The organism is Yoonia sp. JB2-21 (assembly GCF_055693545.1).
Window position 1 is genome coordinate 2,761,643 of the sequence record NZ_JBVFUC010000001.1, and the last position, 17,863, is coordinate 2,779,505.

Below are 17,863 nucleotides of genomic sequence, written 5' to 3' on the forward strand. Positions count from 1 at the left end.
CGGACCGGTCGTTGAGGCCGAAACCGAAGAGGCCGCAGAAGCGGCTGAGGCAGAGGCTGCGCCGGCCACCGAAGTTGCAGCAACGCAAACGGGACCTTTGGTGTTTACTTTCAATAAAACCTCTGCGCCAAAGTTCATTATGAACAGCGGGATCATTGATATCTATCTTGCTCAGATCACCGAAGTGACCGATGGACGTGTTCAGTTCGTAGACCCCCGTGATGAACCGTGATCCGGTAGTCCAACTAGATCTGGTCACCTCTGGCGCGGTCGATGGTGCCTACATTTTCAACGGTTACCTTGAAGACAGTCATTCGCTTTTGCAGTTGCCGATGATCCCATTGATGGGAGGCACAGCCGAGCAAACGGCGGTGTCTTTGTGGAACTTGCACGAGGATTATCTGTCCAAAACGGATTACTTCGATGAAGCTAAGGTGCTTGGCTTTGTTGCCGCGCCAGCGGCGCATATCTGGCGTCTGAGTGATCAGCCGGTCGAAGCCTATCAGGGCATCGCTGACATGAATAATTATGCGGTGCCATATTTTGTTGGCTTGGACACGCGCGGCCCCGCGGCTGTGCGCGAAGAAACCGAAATGCAGTTGATGGCGCAGGATGAAGCGGCAAATGGCACGCTGACGTTCTTTATGGCCCATGGTGCTGCCCGTGCTGTTGGTGTCTGGAAAGAAGACCGCACAGTGACCGAAGTGGACAATGGTCTTTACACGCCCACGTTCTCGGTTTTTTTGTCGAACGATGCGTGGAACCAGATTTCAGCCGATGATCAAGTTGCGATTGCCTCGATTTCCGGTGAATTTCTGGCACATCGCTCAGCGTCTTGGGATGCTTTTGATAACGGGCACCGGTCGCACATGCTGACCACAGGCCTGAACACCGTCAAAGCAGATACTGACGTTCTGGATGAACTGGCGCAGGTATCGCAAGAGCGTGTTGATGGCTGGATTGAAACGGCTGCCGCACTTGATATTCCGGGCGACCGCGCAATTGCGGAGTATCGGGCCAACCTTGATGCCTTGCAGGATACATTGCTGTTCCGCTAGTGCGCAGATGAACAGAAACGTGAAACAGCGCGATTAGACGAGTGATGGCGCTGTTTACATTTTGCGATCTTTTTGTCGAAGACATGGATGTTTTTCCTGTTTCTGCTATCATAAATCTGACATAGAATATCGCTATGGCCCATCAGATCGTTGACCTTGAAAACTGGCCGCGCGCGGCACAATTTCACTTCTTCCGCAGCTACGATCGTCCGCATTACGCGACGACCTCCCGCCTTGATGTGACGCGTGTGATGGTGCGGAAGGCGCAAGGCGTCTCACCCTATCGTGCATGCCTTTATGCTATCGGGGCGGGACTGCATGCCGTGCCCGAACTTTGCATGCGATTTCGAAATGACGTTGTTGTTGCGCATGACATGGTGACGCTGTCGATGACCGTGCCCACGGAGGCGGGCAGTTTTGGCTACGCATACGTGCCATATGTGCCAGATTTCGCGCGCTTTGATGCGCAAGCAAAGGCGCTAATCGACGAAACTGCAAAAGGTGGCGTTCTGCAAGCCAATAGCGGAGAGCGTGATGACCTGGCTTATCTGTCTTGCATGCCTTGGCTGGACTATACATCGATCAATAATGCGCTGCCCGGACCTGATGACTGTATACCACGTGTGACGTGGGGCAAGTTTGTCGAACGTGACGGTGTCTGGGACATGGCGATGACGCTGGAAGTCCATCACGCCTTGGTCGATGGTGCGCAGGTCGGGGCCTATTTCAACGCGGTTCAAGACGCGCTTTTGCGGATCTAAGGCGACGGATCTTTGTTGGGTCCGTTTGGGTCACTGAAAATCGGCTGCTTGTTTATTTAACCAGTTAGTTTAATAGTGCCTGTATGACTAGTGTCGCGCAACTTGATGCCGCTTTTTCGGCGCTTGCCCACCCGACCCGCCGCGCAATCCTTGCGCGTCTGGCGAAAGGGGAGGCAACGGTGAATGAATTGGCCGAACCATTTGAGATGAGCTTGCCGGCTGTTTCAAAGCACATTCGCGTTCTTGAAGGTGCAAATCTGGTGTCGCGCGGGCGCGACGCGCAGTTTCGACCTTGCACGTTGAACCCTGAACCGCTGGCAGCGGTGGCGGGATGGACCGAGCAATATCGGCATATTTGGGATGCACGGTTCGATAAGATGGCGGCGATATTGCAAGAAATGAAAGATGTGGAGGATGACTGATATGGCGGAATGGGTGACAATCGAGCGGCGTTTCGATGCCTCAATCGCGGCCGTCTGGGAGATGTGGGCCGACCCCGCGAAGTTCCAGAAGTGGTATGGTCCCATCGGCTTTTCAGTGCCGGTCGCGGACATGGACGTCAGCGTTGGCGGTGTCCGCAATATTTGCATGGAAATGAAGCGCCCGGACCGTACCATGACGATGTGGTTCACCGGGGTCTATAAAGAGGTCTCTGCGCCTAGCCGTCTGGTTTACACCGAAAGCATGTGCGACGCGGATGGCAATGTCCTGTCCCCGCAGACAATGGGTATGCCCGAAGGTACGCCGGACACCACGGAAGTGACCGTGGAACTGTCAACGCAAGGTGGGCAAACGGTCATGACTATGACCCATGCAGGTGTGCCGGCCGGTAGTCAGGGCGAGGGTGGTTGGACCCAAGCGTTCGACAAGTTGGCAGAGCTTATTGGCAACGGCTGAAAATTTCGGACCTTCCTTGCATGGCTGCGTAGCGGGTCGATGATACGGGGACCGGGCGGAATAGCCCGTCGCCCTTCATTATCTTTCGAAACCGTTTGATGTCAGGTTCAGCGTGCCGAGGTCGAACCCCATTTGTATCAATGTGGTTTGCCGCACGTTGTTGCTGACGTCTTGCAGCAGCCTTGTGTTGCCTTCGCGCAGCCCTTGTTCGACGGCACCGTCAATCAGGATCATGCGCACCAGCATATCATCGGCAATTTGCTGAAGCCCCGCTGACGAATTGCGGCTCGACATTTGGCTGCCTGCCAACGCCCGATGGATCTGTGCTTGCAGCCCTCTGACTTGCGCTCTGCTCGGGCGTCCGGACTGATGCACGGCCCCCCAATTGACGGCCCAAAAGGCCGTCACGACGTCGCCCAGATCGTCGATGTCCAACCCGTAGGCCCGCATGTTGCCGCGGGTTTCGCCAAACATATCCCGTGTGGCAAAGACCTGCGCCAAGGCTTCACCTTCGGCGGCATCAATTCTACGGGCTCTGTCGATATAGGTTTTGACGACGCCGACGCGGACTGAATGATCCATGGAGTACCTGATTGGTTGATATTGCTGCGCCCGGTCCGCAGGTGCGACCCAGTCCTCGGTTGTTGTATTGCGGCTGGCGATATTTGCTGACTTGCCAATCGCTGCGTTTACACTGGCGGTCCCGGCGATATTGACGCCAGCCATATTGGCGCTGTTGAACATGTCCATATATTGGGCATTTGCGGGTGATTGCAGCCCGACAAGGGCAGTAAAAGTAGCGATAAAAACCTTGCGTTTCATTGGTGTACCTCGGAAACTGACTCTGACAATATACTCCGAGGATATGATGCGAGCTGTTTCTGTAAAGAATTTCGGGCAGATGCCGGAGATGGTGGCACCAATCCGCCAACTGTAGAGGATCGGTATTTCCCCGGTTTTTTGTTGGTTCATAGCCAGCATAATGGTGAGGGCCCGAAAGAAACCCCAGGTGCCGCGACCCCCTTGCAAACATGAACAAACCAGCCTATACGCCGCTCTGTCGAAGTGTCGAGACAGGCGCGGACGTGAGACTTGAGCGGGGTCGGTAAGTTGCCGGCCCTGTTGTTTTATGTTCGGCGAAAGATGCCAGACCAAACCGCAATCCAAAGACCGGCGGAGACAACCGCACGGCCCGTATAAAACCAAACGTTAGGAAAACGACGCCACATGGCTAACACAATGGAAGAGTTTGAAGCACTCTTGAACGAAAGCTTCGAAATGGACACACCCGCTGAAGGGTCAGTTGTCAAAGGCAAGGTGATCGCAATCGAAGCGGGCCAAGCCATCATCGACGTGGGCTACAAGATGGAAGGCCGCGTCGATATCAAAGAATTCGCAAATCCCGGTGAAGAGGCTGAATTGGCTGTTGGTGACACTGTCGAAGTGTTCCTGCGTCAAGTTGAGAACGCCCGCGGCGAAGCTGTTATCTCTCGTGAGATGGCGCGCCGTGAAGAAGCATGGGATCGTCTGGAAAAAGCATATGCTGACGAAGAGCGCGTCGATGGCGCAATCTTTGGCCGCGTCAAAGGTGGTTTCACTGTGGACCTTGGCGGCGCCGTGGCGTTCTTGCCGGGCTCTCAGGTTGATGTCCGCCCTGTGCGTGATGCGGGCCCATTGATGGGTCTTAAGCAGCCATTCCAAATTTTGAAAATGGACCGTCGTCGTGGCAACATCGTTGTATCGCGTCGTGCAATCCTTGAAGAATCACGTGCCGAACAGCGTGCCGAAGTGATCGGCAACCTGACCGAAGGCCAGGAAGTTGACGGCGTCGTCAAGAACATCACCGAATACGGTGCGTTCGTTGATCTGGGCGGTGTTGACGGCCTGTTGCACGTCACAGACATGGCATGGCGCCGGGTCAACCACCCATCCGAGATCCTGACCATTGGTGAGACGATCAAGGTGCAGGTCATCAAGATCAACAAAGAAACCCACCGTATCAGCCTTGGCATGAAGCAGCTGCAGGATGATCCATGGGATGCTGTTGAAGCCAAATTCTCACTCGGTTCCGTACATCAGGGCCGCGTGACAAACATCACCGACTATGGTGCGTTTGTTGAGCTGGAAGCTGGCGTTGAAGGTCTGGTGCACGTGTCTGAAATGTCCTGGACAAAGAAAAACGTACACCCCGGCAAGATCGTTTCCACTTCGCAGGAAGTGGAAGTCATGGTTCTGGAGATTGACAGCGCGAAGCGTCGTGTTTCCCTTGGTCTCAAGCAGACACAGCGTAACCCATGGGAAGTCTTTGCAGAGCAGTTCCCTGAGGGCACTGAGGTTGAAGGCGAGGTCAAGAACATCACCGAATTCGGTCTGTTTGTTGGTCTTGAAGGCGACATTGACGGCATGGTTCACCTGTCTGACCTGACATGGGAAGGCCGCGGCGAAGACGTCATCGGTGATTTCCGCAAAGGTGACGTGGTTCAGGCCAAAGTCGCTGAAGTCGACGTTGAGAAAGAGCGTATCTCGCTTTCCATCAAGGCGCTTGACGGTGATCCGTTCGCAGAAGCCGTTGGCGGTGTGAAGCGCGGTTCGGTCATCACTGTTGAAGTGACCAAGATCGAAGATGGCGGCATTGAAGTCGACTATGAAGGTGCAAAATCCTTCATCCGTCGCTCTGACCTGTCCCGTGATCGTGCCGAGCAGCGCCCAGAGCGCTTCGGCGTGGGCGACAAGGTTGACGTGCGTGTAACCAACATCGACAGCAAGACCCGTAAGCTGGGTCTGTCGATCAAAGCGCGCGAGATTGCAGAAGAGAAGGAAGCGGTTGAGCAGTATGGCTCCAGCGACTCTGGTGCATCCTTGGGCGATATCCTTGGTGCGGCTCTGAAGGGCGACGAATAAGTCACCTGCGCATCAGTGCAAGAATTGACCCCGCCGCAGGCAACTGTGGCGGGGTTTTCTTTTGCGTAGATAGTAGAGCAGGCTGGGCCGATCATATCACGCTATCGTCTGCGCTTTGCCATTGCCGGCTCCAACGAAAAAGGGGCGGCACATGCCACCCCTCTTAAAAATCCTGAACAGGTTAGGTTTTAGACTGTGGTGCGCCGCCGCGCGAAACCAAAGGCGCCAATCGCGGTCAGCATCAAGAGCACACCTGCTGGCAGCGGCACCGCTGCGATTGACACATCGTCAATCAATGCGCCGCAGTTGCCACATCCGTTGAACCGTGATCCACCCATCGCCTCAAAAGACAGCGTGATCGTCTCATCATTATCGAGGGTGAAGTAAGAAAGAATGTTCGTCCATGTCCCATGTGGGTAGAGCGGGTTTGGTGCTCCGGTGACGATGTTGTTTATGTAGGTTTCAGCTGCACCAACAACGGAATATGACATGTCATTGGTCGTGGTCGGGTCGGCGTTGACGCGGGGGCTATACCAAAAGCTCAGGCTATAGGTTCCAGCACCGAGCGCGATATCTTGTGAAATGCCCGCGTCCTGATTGGTATCCAGTTCGGCATATTGGCTGCCCTCGTGCGCGTCAATCGAACCCAAAGTGTTGTTGGACTGGATTTCGATGTTTGGATTGCCGGTCCAACCGGGAACAGAATTGAAAATATTCCAACCATTTCTGTTCAGGTCACCGTTGCCGATGTCCTCGAAGCTGCCGTTTACAACAGTTGCTGCATTTACGCTGGTTGCAAAGAACACTGCGCAGGCCGTCAGCACGGACTTTTTCAAACACTTCATCTCTTCTTACACCTAACTCGTCAGTACACTTGCCAAACTGGTATCACATCCCCAGCCGAGTCAGACAACAAGTATGATATCTGAGCCCTTTATAGCTGGCGGATCAGGGACAGTCCGTCGTCCTTAGGCGCATTGTTTCGGCGGTCATCACTTGCGATGTGAAAGAAAGTGATGTGATGCACGGCCCGGTTGTGGCGCTGTTGTGCAGCTACACTCCATCGGTCGTTGGGCCCGGAGAAAGAGTCGAGTTGAAGCCGAATCGGGTTGCGGGTCGGGGCAGTACGATTAGCGAGAAGTTGCGTATTCAGCGAATAATTTGCCGAATCCACCTAGATTAGTTCGCTAATGTGTCGGTATTTGAATGAAAACGTTGCAATCGCGGTATTTCGTCGCCGCTGCAAACTGCCTATAGTCTTTGATAAGCAGGAACAAACCTGCAGCGTGTGTTTGCTTGCTGGTTGGGAGGCCAAAATATGATCCGTTCCGGACTGATCCAGAAACTTGCCGACGAGAACCCACACCTCTACCAACGAGACGTTGAAAAGATCGTAAACACGATTTTTGAAGAAGTGATTGAAGCGATGGCGCGCGGTGACCGCGTGGAACTTCGCGGCTTTGGCGCGTTTTCTGTCAAGAAGCGCGATCAGCGTATCGGTCGCAACCCCCGGACCGGAGAAGCGGTCGAGGTGGAAGAGAAGCATGTTCCCTTCTTTAAGACTGGTAAGCTGCTGCGTGATCGCCTGAATGGCGGCTAAGCAGCTGATGCTGATCATGCGACAGTTTCGCCGGTTTGTGAAAAGCGGTTCACGGTCCCCGACAACTACGGTATGCTAATTCCATGAAAACTATTCGCTATGCCTTCTGGGCCATCGTTGGTCTTTGTTTGATCCTGATCGGACTTGCAAATCGGGACTTTGTCACTTTGCGTGCGATGCCGCAGGGGCTCAGCGATTTGCTGGGCCTATCACCTGATATCCAACTGCCGTTGTTTGTGGTGATCTTTATTGGCGTTGGCATAGGTCTGATGATTGGGTTCCTATGGGAATGGGTACGCGAACATCGTATTCGCGCAGACGCCCGCGGCAAAAGTCGCGAAGTCGAAAGACTCCGGCGCGAGGTCGAGCAGTTGCGTGGTGCTGCAGCGGGTGCCAAAGGCGATGATGACGTTTTGGCACTGCTTGAAAAGACTGGCTGATGACGCCCCAGACGCGTGTAAAGATTTGCGGGTTGAAAACACCCGATACCATTGATGCGGCCGTAAATGCCGGGGCGCAATATGTGGGTTTCAATTTCTTTCAGAAGTCCCCTCGTAGCGTTACGTTCGAAACTGCGGCGACATTGGCCCAATTGGTGCCACCCGGAGTGGCTAAAGTAGGGCTTGTCGTTGATGTGGACAACGCGATGCTTGACCAGCTGACGGATGCTGTGCCGCTCGATATTATTCAGCTACACGGTCACGAAACGCCAGAGCGCGTTGCCGAGGTCAAAACCCGCTATGGACTGCCGGTGATGAAGGTCGTCGGCATCGCGGATAAAGAAGACCTGACATTGCTGGATCATCATCTGGCCGTGGCAGATCAGATTTTGGTCGACACGAAGCCGCCCAAAAACGCGGAGTTGCCGGGTGGAAACGGGTTGGCATTTGACTGGCGTTTGATTGCCGGTCGGCGCTGGCCGGTTCCGTGGATGCTGGCGGGTGGTTTGACCTCACAGAATGTTGGCGAGGCGATTGCCTTGACCGGAACAGTGCAGGTTGATGTGTCATCTGGTGTTGAAAGCGCGCCCGGGGTGAAAGATCCTGATTTGATTGCGGCGTTCTGCGTGGCCGCGGGCGTGCGCTAAGGCGTGATGGGCCTTGTCCGGACGAGGACGTGCGGCTGAGACCTGTTCTATCCCCGACAGGGCAGGCGTTTCGTCGAAAGTCTGCGACCGTTGGCCGCTTTACGCCCCCGATCAGACGCTATAGTGCTTGGCTGCACGAAATAAGCAGGTGTCTCATGGCCAACGATCTTTTCAACAGTTTCATGACCGGTCCCGATGAAAAGGGTCGTTTTGGCGAATTTGGTGGACGCTTTGTGTCTGAGACATTGATGCCGCTGATCCTTGAATTGGAAAAGCAGTATGAGTTCGCAAAGACGGATGAGACTTTCTGGGCGGAGATGCATGATCTGTGGACAAATTACGTCGGTCGTCCCAGCCCCCTTTATCACGCCGAACGCCTTAGCGCGCATCTGGGTGGTGCGAAGATTTACCTCAAACGCGACGAGTTGAACCACACCGGGGCCCATAAGATTAACAATGTACTTGGCCAGATTATTCTGGCGCGCCGGATGGGCAAAACACGCATTATTGCAGAGACGGGAGCCGGCCAGCATGGTGTTGCGACGGCAACCGTATGTGCAAAATTCGGCTTGAAGTGCGTTGTGTACATGGGCGCTCATGACGTGGAGCGGCAGGCACCCAACGTCTTCCGTATGCGTCTGTTGGGGGCCGAGGTTGTGGCCGTTACGTCAGGTCGTGGCACATTAAAAGATGCGATGAATGATGCATTGCGTGATTGGGTCACGAACGTGCGTGATACGTTTTATTGCATTGGTACTGTCGCGGGCCCCCATCCTTACCCGGCGATGGTCCGTGATTTTCAGGCGATTATCGGCAAGGAAACCAAGGAACAGATGCAGGCCGCCGAAGGGCGACTGCCCGATACATTGATCGCGGCAATTGGCGGTGGTTCGAACGCAATGGGGCTGTTTTACCCGTTTTTGGACGACAAAGAGGTCAATATCATTGGGGTCGAAGCAGGCGGCAAAGGTGTCAATGCGAAGATGGAGCATTGTGCGTCACTGACGGGCGGCCGACCCGGCGTCTTGCATGGCAATCGGACGTATTTGCTACAGGATGACGTCGGCCAAATCCTTGAAGGCTTTAGCATTTCCGCCGGTCTCGACTATCCGGGAATTGGGCCGGAGCATGCCTGGCTGCATGATATTGGTCGGGCAGAGTATGTGGCGATCACGGATGTGGAAGCGTTGGAAGCCTTTCAGCTTTGCTGTGCGCAAGAGGGTATCATACCGGCACTTGAGCCGTCGCATGCGTTGGCGCACGTGATGAAGATTGCACCTGATTTGCCCAAAGATCACCTGTTGGTGATGAACATGTGCGGGCGCGGTGACAAAGATATCTTCACAGTCGCAAAGCACCTTGGCTTTGACATGACTACATAGGTCAACGGCCATAAACTTGGGTTTATGGCGGTCCGACTAAACCCGTGATGCATGGTTTGACCCGTGCGCATGGGGTTTTCTCCTGGCAGATGGTTCGCAGGACGCGGGCCGCTTAATCACAGGAGTTTGGAAAATGAAGAAGATTTTGCTGTCTACCACAACGTTGGTCGCTCTTGGCGCGGCCCCAATTTACGCACAATCCATTGCCGAACAGGTCGCGTCGCAACTGCAGGCACAGGGCTATGAGAGGATCGACATCACGAACGGCCGGACACAGGTCAAGGTCGAAGCGATCCGGGGCGGGCGCAAGCTCGAGGTGATATATGACGCTGCAACTGGTGAGATCCTTAAAGAAGAGGTTGCTCCGGTCGATGATGATGATGACTATGAACCCGGCATCACGATTGAAGATGATGACGAAGATGACGATGATGAAGACGACGGCGATGAAGATGATGATGAAGACGACGATGAAGATGACGACGATGAAGATGACGATGACGATGATGAAGATGACGATGATGAAGGCGACGATGATGAAGATGACGATGATGAAGATGACGACGATGAAGACGACGATGAGTAGCCGACAGAAAAGAGTGCTTGTTCATTCATGTTGAAGAAAGTCGCCATATGTTTGGTACTTGCAGGGGCGCCGCATGTTGCGGCGGCCCAGTCCGTGCAGGACCAGGTTGTTAGCCAACTGCGTGAGCAGGGCTTTTCGGAAATCAGATTGCAGAGAACCTGGCTGGGCAGGATCCGGGTGATTGCCCAGCGCGACGAACTGCATCGCGAACTGGTATTCAACCCGCAAACTGGAGAAATCCTTCGGGACTACTGGCGAAATGCCGACGACGACGGGGACGATGATGGTAGCCCGCGCCTGTTTAACCCAAGCGGCGGAAGTTCGGGGAATTCTGCTGGGTCTGGATCTGGCAATGATGATGACGAAGGCCCCGGAGCGGGTGACGATGAAGATGAGAATGACGAAGACGAAGATGATGACGACGAAGACGACGACGATGATGATGACGATGATGATGATGACGACGACGACGACGACGATGATGATGACGACGACGACGATGAGTAGCCTGAGCGCGTAAAGAGGAGGTCGGGTTTTGAAGGGGCAAGTGACCGTTGTCGCGATTGTCTTGGTGCAATTGCTCTGCGCAATTTTCTTCGTGTCCCAAATTCTGGTTTCTGTCTTCGGTGTTGCTCCAATCAGTTGGCAGCTTTACGAATTGATCGAACTTGGTGCGGCCTTGGGCCTTCTGCTTGGTGTAGGTTTTGGTTGGATTGTGTTGCGCCGTACAATGGCGCGCAATGTTGTGGTTGAGGATCAACTCCGGCTTGCCTCAGGCGCCTTCATGGACGTTTTGGAAGAACGATTTGCAAAGTGGCAGCTGACACCGGCTGAACGCGATGTTGCGCTTTTTGCGATTAAGGGTCTGTCGACCCAGGAAATTGCCGGTCTGCGCGATGTCAGTGAGGGGACAGTCAAGGCGCAGACAAATGCAATCTATCGCAAGGCTGGCGTGGCAGGACGCACGCAGCTGCTGAGCCTTTTTATCGACGATCTGATGGCGAAGGCCTGATTAATCTTCAGTATAGGGCGCGGCATGCGCTCTGAGCACATCAATTGGAACGATTTCAAGGGCGCGGACGTGTGTTGCGTGCAGGTTCACGTCTGGTGCACAGCCTTCCTCATGCGCTTGCAGGAACCGGCTGGCGCAAAGGCACCATCCATCACCGGCATTCAACCCCGGAAACCCGAATTCTGGTCTTGGTGTGCTTAAGTCGTTGCCCACATATTTTGAGAAAGCCAGAAACTCATCCGTCATGACGGCGCAAACCGTGTGGCTGCCTTGGTCTGCGGCGCATGTATCGCACGCACCATTTCTGAAGAACCCCGTCATTGGGGCGGTCGAGCAGGTGGCAAGCGCGCTGCCCAGCACGTTGAATGAGGGGTCTTTGTCCATAGCGTCGCAACCTTATCGCGTTGTTTGCACTTTTGTTCGCAACTTAGCCGCTTTGCGCTAAAATTCCATTTCTAAGCTGCGGGTTTTGAAAGCGCAGGCATTCCGGCCCATTTTAGCCACCGTCCGTGGAAATCTGCGCGCCCAAGATTGATTGTCAGATCCCCGGGCCAGAGCCGCAGGGTAAGTGCGGCACCGGGGCCCACCCCGTCATTTTCCATACCAAACCACGCAAGGGGCGTATTTTGTGTCGCTGTCTCGCCGGTTTTGGCGATCATGGCTGCACCTTTGGCCTTTTGTGCATCAGGAAAATACTGCCATGCAACAGTCGTGTAGATCATATGGGTCTGCCCGGGTGTATGGGTCAGTTGCCCGGCCAGCCAATCAATAGCGTCGCCTTGTGCAACCCGCGTCTTTGCGGCCCCGATTGCAGCCCGCGTCAGTGTCAGCCGGTGCGGTTGGTCCGGCCACAGATAGGCCTGTAATCGCAGCGCATCATCAGGATTGCCCGGATCAAGCGGGTTGAGGTCGACGCCCGCGCGGGCCGCGACAACCGGTCGTGACGCTGGCGGCAGGGAGCCGGTCCATTCAGGGTTCAGCGTCAAAACGGGATCAGGCGAACCGAAACGCGCGCCACCCACATCCAAGGCATAGTCGTCCCAGTGCAGATTGAGGCCACCACTGGCCCCCAGTTCAGATGTGCGTAAAGGCAACCCGTAGAGGTCCGCCAGCACATGCCCGGCCGCGATCAAAGTGGTTGATCGGCGCACCTCGTTTGTCTGTGGCGCGCTGTTCAGCCAATTGTCGATATGAATACGATCGGTTTCCAACGTCTTACAAAACGCCTTCCAAAGCTCATCGTCGGTGACTTGCTTTGGGGGGTAGACGTCTGACAATATTGCATGCCCTTGCAAATGAAGTGCGTGCAATGCGCCAGCCAGCCGCAAGGACACAGACTGTCCACGCGGTGTGACGTCACCGCCCCACCCAAAAATCCTGTCTGTGATGGGGCCTTCTGGCCAGTCGCGCGTTCCAAGCAACTGCATCAGCTGCGCCATGAAGGGCGAGTCGAGGTCCGCGCAGGCCTTGGACTGCAGCATGAAAGCGTCTTGAATAGGCGCCCGGCTCATCGGAAGCGGTCCACCAGTTTTTGCATGGTCGTGCGATCATCAACCTGCGGTTCCGGGGCAGGTGGCGCCTTTGGTTTTGGCGTTGATTTGGACGACCGTGGCGGGGCCACGCGCAATGCGATCGCGTTTAGGAACTTACCGCCATCACCCGCGATCAGCTCTGCAATGCCATCGCTGATACCGCGCAATTCATCGTCAAGCCATTCTGCATCGGCTTTTGGAAAGTCGCGCAGCACATAGCCGGGTACCGCGTCTTTGTGGCCCGGATGCCCGACACCCATGCGCACCCGATCATAGTCTGGCCCGATATGTCCGTGGATGGATCGCAAACCGTTGTGACCTGCGTGGCCACCACCGGTTTTGAGGCGAACTTTGCCGGGAGCCAGATCAATCTCATCGTGAAAGACAATCACGTCTTCGGGGGCCAGCTTAAGATAGCGCATTGCTTCGCCGACCGATTGTCCTGACAGGTTCATGAAGGTTTCAGGCTTCAGGAGCGTCACACGTTCCGATCCAAAGCGGCCATCACAGGTCTGGCCCTGAAATTTCGAACGCCAGCCGCTAAAGCCGTGGTCAGCTGCAATGCGATCCATTGCCATGAAGCCGATATTATGGCGGTTCTGGGCGTATTTCGCACCGGGATTTCCAAGGCCAACGAGGAGTTTCATATCTGCAACCTATCTTATGCCGCAGCGCAGCGCCAGACGCTGTTTAGTCCATTGGTGCGGGCCCAAGCGTGTCACGCAGAACAACCTCTACATTCAACTCTTCAGAAGTGGCCGGTTTGTCGTCGCGCAACATCTCGACAAGCTTGATTGCGGCTTTCCGGCCCATTTCGCCATGCGGCACGTGCACCGTTGTCAGCGGTGGATAGGCGATTTGCGCCAGTTCGATATTGTCAAAGCCCACAATAGAGATGTCGCCCGGCACCGAAAGGCCCATGACCCGTGCCTGCCGCAGCGCACCAACAGCCAGAACATCATTGCCGCATAGAACAGCTGTTGGGCGCGGAACTTTCTCCATTAGGGTGGCGAAAGCCTTGGCGCCATTTTCGATGCTATAAGGTGTTTCGATGATGGTGAGCGCGTCAGCGGGCAGGTGTGCGTGCTTAATCGCAGCTTGAATGCCGTCAAGTCGCCCAGCTGCGCGGTCGTTCTGTTGGGTTGGGCCAGAGATCGCAGCGACGCGCACATGTCCGTTCTCAAGCACTTTCTGCGCCATCTGATACATAGCCGCTTTGTTGTTGAACCCCACCGATGGCACCGCAGCGTTTGGATCATAGGCCCATGCAACCAGCGTTGGTACATCTTGTTTTTCTAAAAACTCTGTGATGGACGGCGCGCGCGCATGTCCGATCAGCAGCAGCGCGTCAGCACCACGTGCGATCAGCGCCCGGATTTGTTCTTCTTCGGTTTCGGGCTGATAGCCTGTGCTGGCAACCAGCATTGTGTATCCGTAGTTGCGCAGTTCTTCCTGAAAGGCCTGCAATCCACGTGCAAAGATCGCATTGTCCATCGTGGGGATAATGGCACCAATGGTATTTGTGCGCTGGGCGGCCATCACCTTTGCCCCAAAGTTGGGTGAATACCCCAACAGCGCAACGGCATCCTGCACTTTTTTGCGCGTCTTGGGCGCCACTTTATCCGGGAAGTTCAGACAACGGGACACCGTCGCCGTCGATACATCGGCGGCTTGGGCCACATCATGTAGCGTCGGTGTTGGGCGATTAGCGGTCATATTGTTTCCGGGGTGGAGTGGATTGCCTGTGGTTGTACGCTTGCAAACTTCGGGGGCCTAGTAATATTTACGTAACGTCAATGTAAAGGCTTGCATTAGCATAATGTAAAGGCTTACATTGTTTTAGAATCAAGACGGGGAACGATATGGGGGTCACGGCGGGTTTCCGCACGAATCTGGCAAGAATGACCTTCTAGGTTGAATGCCCTATGCCTCCGACAAGATCCTCTGCTTTCAACTGGCAACTTAGTTTCAGACAATAAGGCACACCTACTATGGCTCGCGAATACCTCAAAAAAGCAACGCTGACGGCCCAGTCTGGCGCGTCCGATGTCCATGAACTGGTGCAGGGTATCCTGACCGATATCGAGCAAGGTGGTGACGCCAAGGCGTTGGAATATGCCGCGAAATTCGACAAATACGACGGCAATGTCATTCTGGCGGCTGAAGAAATTGAAGCCGCTGCAGCGTTGGTTCCCCAAAAGCTGAAGGATGATATTCAGTTCGCCCATGACAACGTCAAACGCTTTGCCGAGGCGCAAAAGGCAACGGTCAGCGACATTGAGTATGAAATCGTGCCTGGCCTGATTGCCGGGCAAAAAGCGATCCCGGTCGATGCGGCAGGATGCTACGTGCCCGGTGGCCGCTACAGCCACATCGCGTCAGCGATTATGACTGTTACGACCGCTAAGGTTGCGGGATGTAACCATATCGCGGTCGCATCCCCGCCGCGTCCTGATGTTGGTGTGGCCCCTGCCATCATTTATGCCGCGCACATCTGTGGCGCAGACAAAATCATGGCAATGGGTGGCGTGCAGGGGGTGGCTGCGATGACCTTTGGTTTGTTTGACTTGCCCAAGGCGAACATCCTCGTTGGTCCCGGCAACCAGTTTGTGGCTGAGGCCAAGCGTATCCTTTTTGGTCGTGTCGGCATCGACATGATTGCGGGTCCAACAGATAGCCTGATTTTGGCCGATAAGTCCGCTGACCCGCATATCGTGGCGACTGATTTGGTGAGCCAGGCCGAGCATGGCTATAACTCTCCGGTTTGGTTGGTCACTGATGACAAAGCATTGGCCGAAGACGTGATGAACCGCGTGCCTGACCTGATCGAAGATCTGCCAGAGGTAAACCGCGACAATGCGCGCGCCGCATGGCGTGACTATGCCGAAGTGATCGTTTGTGCTGACCGCGAAGATATGGCGGCCTGTTCGGATGAGTACGCGCCAGAGCATCTGACCGTGCAGGCCGAAGATCTACCTTGGTGGTTGGATCGTCTGAGCTGCTATGGGTCCCTGTTTTTGGGCGAAGAAACCACTGTGTCTTACGGCGACAAAGCCTCTGGCACAAACCACGTGCTGCCAACATCCGGTGCGGCGTCTTACACGGGCGGTCTGTCGGTCCATAAATATATGAAGATCGTGACATGGCAGCAGGCAACCCGTGATGGATCCAAGCGTGTGGCCGAGGCAACAGCCCGCATTTCTCGCCTTGAAGGCATGGAAGGGCACGCACGGGCCGCTGATGTGCGTCTTGCCAAGTATTTCCCCGGTGAAAACTTTGATCTGACACCACATGGCTGATCCGCGTGATCTTTTCGATCTGACCGGTCGTGTCGCATGCGTCACTGGCGCGAGCGCGGGCCTTGGGCAGCGTGCCGCGGTGGCGTTAGCCGCTGCTGGCGCGCGTGTCGTCGGTGTGGCGCGGCGGCGGGAGCCACTCCTAGAGTGGGCCGCGTCCACCGGCGATGCGGCAGCGATTGTCGCTGCCGATTTGTCCCGGCGTGATCAGATCGCAGAGATTGCACAGCAGGTCACCGCAGCGTTCGGCGCGCCGGACATTGTCGTGCATGCGGCGGGCATCAACACCCGTGAGGTCGCAGATGATGTGTCCGATGCAGGCTGGGACGTGACGATGAACCTCAACCTAGCGGCGCCCTTTTTCCTGAGCCAAGCTTTTGCGCCTGCGATGAAAGCCAAAGGCTGGGGCCGGATCGTGAACTTCGCGTCGCTACAGACAACACGCGCGTTTCCCGGGGGGTCAGCTATGGGGCGTCTAAGGCTGGCATCGCCCAGCTGACCCGCGCGATGGCCGAGGCGTGGTCCAAGGACGGCATCACGGCCAATGCGATTGGGCCGGGATTCTTTCCTACCGAACTGACCGGTCCCGTTTTTGCAGACCCCGACCGCGCAGCGCGCAATGCAGCACAAACATGCATTGGGCGTAACGGCGAACTGTCTGACATTGACGGCCCCCTGCTGTTTCTGTGCTCGGATGCGTCCGCTTATGTGACCGGGCAGGTCTTGATGGTCGACGGAGGATATACCGCCAAATGAAAGCGCTGGTTTATGATGACGTGGAAACGCTCGTGTATCGCTACATGCCTGATCCGGTGCCTGCATTGGGGCAGAGCCTGATCAAGATTGAAGCGTCCGGCATTTGCGGGTCGGATATGCACGCGTATCTGGGCCATGACGAGCGCCGACCTGCGCCGCTGATCCTTGGGCATGAGGCGGCGGGTGTGGTCGTTGGCGGCAAGCTGAATGGCAAGCGTGTGACGATCAACCCGCTGACCACTTGCGGCCTATGTGCAGCCTGCAAGGCAGGCCGCGACAACCTGTGCGCAGACCGAATGATCATTTCAATGCCACCCCGCGAAGGCGCCTTTGGTGAGTTGGTGATCATGGCGGATCGTAATCTGGTCGAAGTGCCTGATGATGTGCCGCTCGCAAAAGCTGCGTTGGCCGAACCACTGGCCTGTGGTTGGCATGCGGTGCGGTTGGGCGCGGATGCGTTGGACATCGACATCGCGGATGCACGTTGCGTTGTGATCGGCGGTGGCGCGATTGGTGTTGGGGCGGCTTTGTGCCTCAAGGCCTTTGGCGCGACGGATATTCATGTGGTGGAACCCAATGCCCTGCGCCGCGCCACGCTGGACACGATTGACGGCTTTACGGCCGTTGAGCCGGGTACCGTTGCTGAGGCTGATCTGGTGATCGACGGTGTCGGCTATGCCGCGACCCGTGCCGATGCCACGGCCATTGCACGTCCCGGCGGCGTTATCATGCATATCGGTTTGGGTGAGGGGGAGGGCGGCCTCGACATCCGCCGGATGACCCTGCAAGAGATCACATTCATTGGAACCTACACCTACACTGCCCAAGATTTCCGCGATACGGCGACGGCCATTTTCGATGGACGCCTTGGTGCGCTAGACTGGACCGAGCAAAGACCACTCTCTGAAGGCGGACAGGCCTTTGCTGACATCCGCGCCGGCGTCGTCGCCGCCCCCAAGATCATTCTAAGACCGTAACCCATTCGCCATTCTCAC

General features: G+C 55.7%; 21 protein-coding genes and 1 pseudogene. 16 read left to right on the forward strand and 6 right to left on the reverse strand.

Annotated features, from left to right (window positions below; all coding sequences use genetic code 11):
* The first annotated feature begins 100 nt into the window (after positions 1 to 100).
* The 5 genes from ACZ1G5_RS13905 to ACZ1G5_RS13925 all read left to right on the forward strand — a co-directional run bounded on the left by ACZ1G5_RS13905 (position 101) and on the right by ACZ1G5_RS13925 (position 2,716).
* On the forward strand, positions 101 to 232 hold the full coding sequence (locus tag ACZ1G5_RS13905) for a hypothetical protein (RefSeq protein WP_472733408.1): 132 nt from the start codon (positions 101 to 103) through the stop codon (positions 230 to 232).
* Positions 222 to 1,058, forward strand: coding sequence for a type 2 periplasmic-binding domain-containing protein (locus ACZ1G5_RS13910; RefSeq protein ID WP_472733409.1), 837 nt, complete (start codon positions 222 to 224; stop codon positions 1,056 to 1,058). Before ACZ1G5_RS13905 ends, ACZ1G5_RS13910 begins: the two co-directional genes overlap by 11 nt.
* 134 nt (positions 1,059 to 1,192) lie before the next feature.
* On the forward strand, positions 1,193 to 1,819 hold the full coding sequence (locus ACZ1G5_RS13915; protein WP_472733410.1) for a CatA-like O-acetyltransferase: 627 nt from the start codon (positions 1,193 to 1,195) through the stop codon (positions 1,817 to 1,819).
* Between the two features lie 83 nt (positions 1,820 to 1,902).
* Positions 1,903 to 2,241: an ArsR/SmtB family transcription factor gene (locus tag ACZ1G5_RS13920; protein ID WP_472733411.1), complete on the forward strand. Its 339-nt coding sequence runs from the start codon at positions 1,903 to 1,905 to the stop codon at positions 2,239 to 2,241.
* Entirely contained in the window at positions 2,225 to 2,716 is a 492-nt protein-coding gene (locus ACZ1G5_RS13925) for an SRPBCC family protein (RefSeq protein ID WP_472733412.1), read from the forward strand. Before ACZ1G5_RS13920 ends, ACZ1G5_RS13925 begins: the two co-directional genes overlap by 17 nt.
* A gap of 78 nt (positions 2,717 to 2,794) precedes the next feature.
* Here the strand turns inward: ACZ1G5_RS13925 and ACZ1G5_RS13930 are convergent, their stop codons facing one another.
* On the reverse strand, positions 2,795 to 3,538 hold the full coding sequence (locus ACZ1G5_RS13930; RefSeq protein WP_472733413.1) for a DUF6683 family protein: 744 nt from the start codon (positions 3,536 to 3,538) through the stop codon (positions 2,795 to 2,797).
* Positions 3,539 to 3,943: 405 nt separating this feature from the next.
* Here ACZ1G5_RS13930 and rpsA point away from each other — a divergent pair, with 405 nt between their 5' ends.
* A complete protein-coding gene (gene rpsA / locus ACZ1G5_RS13935; RefSeq protein ID WP_472733414.1) occupies positions 3,944 to 5,617 on the forward strand; it encodes a 30S ribosomal protein S1 in 1,674 nt (557 codons plus the stop codon).
* Between the two features lie 188 nt (positions 5,618 to 5,805).
* On the opposite strand, the gene ACZ1G5_RS13940 is transcribed toward rpsA, so the two are convergent.
* Entirely contained in the window at positions 5,806 to 6,462 is a 657-nt protein-coding gene (locus tag ACZ1G5_RS13940; protein WP_472733415.1) for a VPLPA-CTERM sorting domain-containing protein, read from the reverse strand.
* Between the two features lie 473 nt (positions 6,463 to 6,935).
* Between ACZ1G5_RS13940 and ihfB the strand changes: the two genes are divergently transcribed.
* The 7 genes from ihfB (at position 6,936) to ACZ1G5_RS13975 (ending at position 11,284) form a co-directional block, all read left to right on the forward strand.
* Positions 6,936 to 7,217, forward strand: a complete 282-nt coding sequence (gene ihfB / locus ACZ1G5_RS13945) for an integration host factor subunit beta (RefSeq protein WP_472733416.1) — start codon at positions 6,936 to 6,938, stop codon at positions 7,215 to 7,217.
* Positions 7,218 to 7,300: 83 nt separating this feature from the next.
* Positions 7,301 to 7,657 carry a LapA family protein gene (locus tag ACZ1G5_RS13950; RefSeq protein ID WP_472733417.1) on the forward strand — a complete coding sequence of 119 codons (357 nt, stop codon included), beginning with the start codon at positions 7,301 to 7,303 and terminating at the stop codon, positions 7,655 to 7,657.
* The gene (locus ACZ1G5_RS13955) at positions 7,657 to 8,304 is read left to right on the forward strand and encodes a phosphoribosylanthranilate isomerase (RefSeq protein ID WP_472733418.1); all 648 of its coding nucleotides are present in this window, start codon (positions 7,657 to 7,659) and stop codon (positions 8,302 to 8,304) included. The genes ACZ1G5_RS13950 and ACZ1G5_RS13955 overlap by 1 nt, the downstream gene beginning before the upstream one ends.
* Positions 8,305 to 8,459: 155 nt before the next feature.
* Entirely contained in the window at positions 8,460 to 9,686 is a 1,227-nt protein-coding gene (trpB, locus tag ACZ1G5_RS13960) for a tryptophan synthase subunit beta (RefSeq protein ID WP_472733419.1), read from the forward strand.
* 133 nt (positions 9,687 to 9,819) lie between these two features.
* Positions 9,820 to 10,272, forward strand: a complete 453-nt coding sequence (locus ACZ1G5_RS13965; protein WP_472733420.1) for a PepSY domain-containing protein — start codon at positions 9,820 to 9,822, stop codon at positions 10,270 to 10,272.
* A gap of 93 nt (positions 10,273 to 10,365) precedes the next feature.
* Positions 10,366 to 10,779 (forward strand): hypothetical protein, encoded by a 414-nt coding sequence (locus ACZ1G5_RS13970; RefSeq protein ID WP_472733421.1) that lies wholly within the window; start codon positions 10,366 to 10,368, stop codon positions 10,777 to 10,779.
* Positions 10,780 to 10,807: 28 nt separating this feature from the next.
* On the forward strand, positions 10,808 to 11,284 hold the full coding sequence (locus tag ACZ1G5_RS13975) for a helix-turn-helix transcriptional regulator (protein WP_472733422.1): 477 nt from the start codon (positions 10,808 to 10,810) through the stop codon (positions 11,282 to 11,284).
* On the opposite strand, the gene ACZ1G5_RS13980 is transcribed toward ACZ1G5_RS13975, so the two are convergent.
* The 4 genes from ACZ1G5_RS13980 to ACZ1G5_RS13995 all read right to left on the reverse strand — a co-directional run bounded on the left by ACZ1G5_RS13980 (position 11,285) and on the right by ACZ1G5_RS13995 (position 14,532).
* On the reverse strand, positions 11,285 to 11,668 hold the full coding sequence (locus ACZ1G5_RS13980) for a DUF2237 family protein (RefSeq protein WP_472733423.1): 384 nt from the start codon (positions 11,666 to 11,668) through the stop codon (positions 11,285 to 11,287). It abuts the gene before it with no gap.
* A 71-nt stretch (positions 11,669 to 11,739) separates the two neighbouring features.
* On the reverse strand, positions 11,740 to 12,795 hold the full coding sequence (locus tag ACZ1G5_RS13985; RefSeq protein WP_472733424.1) for a DUF2332 domain-containing protein: 1,056 nt from the start codon (positions 12,793 to 12,795) through the stop codon (positions 11,740 to 11,742).
* Positions 12,792 to 13,463 (reverse strand): aminoacyl-tRNA hydrolase, encoded by a 672-nt coding sequence (gene pth, locus ACZ1G5_RS13990; protein WP_472733425.1) that lies wholly within the window; start codon positions 13,461 to 13,463, stop codon positions 12,792 to 12,794. The genes ACZ1G5_RS13985 and pth overlap by 4 nt, the downstream gene beginning before the upstream one ends.
* 43 nt (positions 13,464 to 13,506) lie before the next feature.
* Entirely contained in the window at positions 13,507 to 14,532 is a 1,026-nt protein-coding gene (locus ACZ1G5_RS13995; RefSeq protein ID WP_472733426.1) for a LacI family DNA-binding transcriptional regulator, read from the reverse strand.
* 275 nt (positions 14,533 to 14,807) lie between these two features.
* Here ACZ1G5_RS13995 and hisD point away from each other — a divergent pair, with 275 nt between their 5' ends.
* From hisD to ACZ1G5_RS14010, 3 genes and pseudogenes are all read left to right on the forward strand, one after another.
* Positions 14,808 to 16,115: a histidinol dehydrogenase gene (gene hisD / locus ACZ1G5_RS14000; RefSeq protein ID WP_472733427.1), complete on the forward strand. Its 1,308-nt coding sequence runs from the start codon at positions 14,808 to 14,810 to the stop codon at positions 16,113 to 16,115.
* A pseudogene (locus ACZ1G5_RS14005) lies at positions 16,108 to 16,868 on the forward strand (SDR family NAD(P)-dependent oxidoreductase). Before hisD ends, ACZ1G5_RS14005 begins: the two are co-directional and overlap by 8 nt.
* A complete protein-coding gene (locus tag ACZ1G5_RS14010) occupies positions 16,865 to 17,845 on the forward strand; it encodes an alcohol dehydrogenase catalytic domain-containing protein (protein ID WP_472733428.1) in 981 nt (326 codons plus the stop codon). The pseudogene ACZ1G5_RS14005 and the gene ACZ1G5_RS14010 overlap by 4 nt, the downstream one beginning before the upstream one ends.
* Positions 17,846 to 17,863: the final 18 nt, after the last annotated feature.

Excerpts from the sequence above, each read along its gene's own strand:
- ACZ1G5_RS13910 (WP_472733409.1), top strand. The coding sequence starts at position 222 with ATGAACCGTGATCCGGTAGTCCAACTAGATCTGGTCACCTCTGGCGCG.
- ACZ1G5_RS13915 (WP_472733410.1), top strand. The coding sequence starts at position 1,193 with ATGGCCCATCAGATCGTTGACCTTGAAAACTGGCCGCGCGCGGCACAA.
- ACZ1G5_RS13920 (WP_472733411.1), top strand. The coding sequence starts at position 1,903 with ATGACTAGTGTCGCGCAACTTGATGCCGCTTTTTCGGCGCTTGCCCAC.
- ACZ1G5_RS13925 (WP_472733412.1), top strand. The coding sequence starts at position 2,225 with ATGTGGAGGATGACTGATATGGCGGAATGGGTGACAATCGAGCGGCGT.
- ACZ1G5_RS13930 (WP_472733413.1), bottom strand. The coding sequence starts at position 3,538 with ATGAAACGCAAGGTTTTTATCGCTACTTTTACTGCCCTTGTCGGGCTG.
- rpsA (WP_472733414.1), top strand. The coding sequence starts at position 3,944 with ATGGCTAACACAATGGAAGAGTTTGAAGCACTCTTGAACGAAAGCTTC.
- ACZ1G5_RS13940 (WP_472733415.1), bottom strand. The coding sequence starts at position 6,462 with ATGAAGTGTTTGAAAAAGTCCGTGCTGACGGCCTGCGCAGTGTTCTTT.
- ihfB (WP_472733416.1), top strand. The coding sequence starts at position 6,936 with ATGATCCGTTCCGGACTGATCCAGAAACTTGCCGACGAGAACCCACAC.
- ACZ1G5_RS13950 (WP_472733417.1), top strand. The coding sequence starts at position 7,301 with ATGAAAACTATTCGCTATGCCTTCTGGGCCATCGTTGGTCTTTGTTTG.
- ACZ1G5_RS13955 (WP_472733418.1), top strand. The coding sequence starts at position 7,657 with ATGACGCCCCAGACGCGTGTAAAGATTTGCGGGTTGAAAACACCCGAT.
- trpB (WP_472733419.1), top strand. The coding sequence starts at position 8,460 with ATGGCCAACGATCTTTTCAACAGTTTCATGACCGGTCCCGATGAAAAG.
- ACZ1G5_RS13965 (WP_472733420.1), top strand. The coding sequence starts at position 9,820 with ATGAAGAAGATTTTGCTGTCTACCACAACGTTGGTCGCTCTTGGCGCG.
- ACZ1G5_RS13980 (WP_472733423.1), bottom strand. The coding sequence starts at position 11,668 with ATGGACAAAGACCCCTCATTCAACGTGCTGGGCAGCGCGCTTGCCACC.
- ACZ1G5_RS13985 (WP_472733424.1), bottom strand. The coding sequence starts at position 12,795 with ATGAGCCGGGCGCCTATTCAAGACGCTTTCATGCTGCAGTCCAAGGCC.
- pth (WP_472733425.1), bottom strand. The coding sequence starts at position 13,463 with ATGAAACTCCTCGTTGGCCTTGGAAATCCCGGTGCGAAATACGCCCAG.
- ACZ1G5_RS13995 (WP_472733426.1), bottom strand. The coding sequence starts at position 14,532 with ATGACCGCTAATCGCCCAACACCGACGCTACATGATGTGGCCCAAGCC.
- hisD (WP_472733427.1), top strand. The coding sequence starts at position 14,808 with ATGGCTCGCGAATACCTCAAAAAAGCAACGCTGACGGCCCAGTCTGGC.
- ACZ1G5_RS14010 (WP_472733428.1), top strand. The coding sequence starts at position 16,865 with ATGAAAGCGCTGGTTTATGATGACGTGGAAACGCTCGTGTATCGCTAC.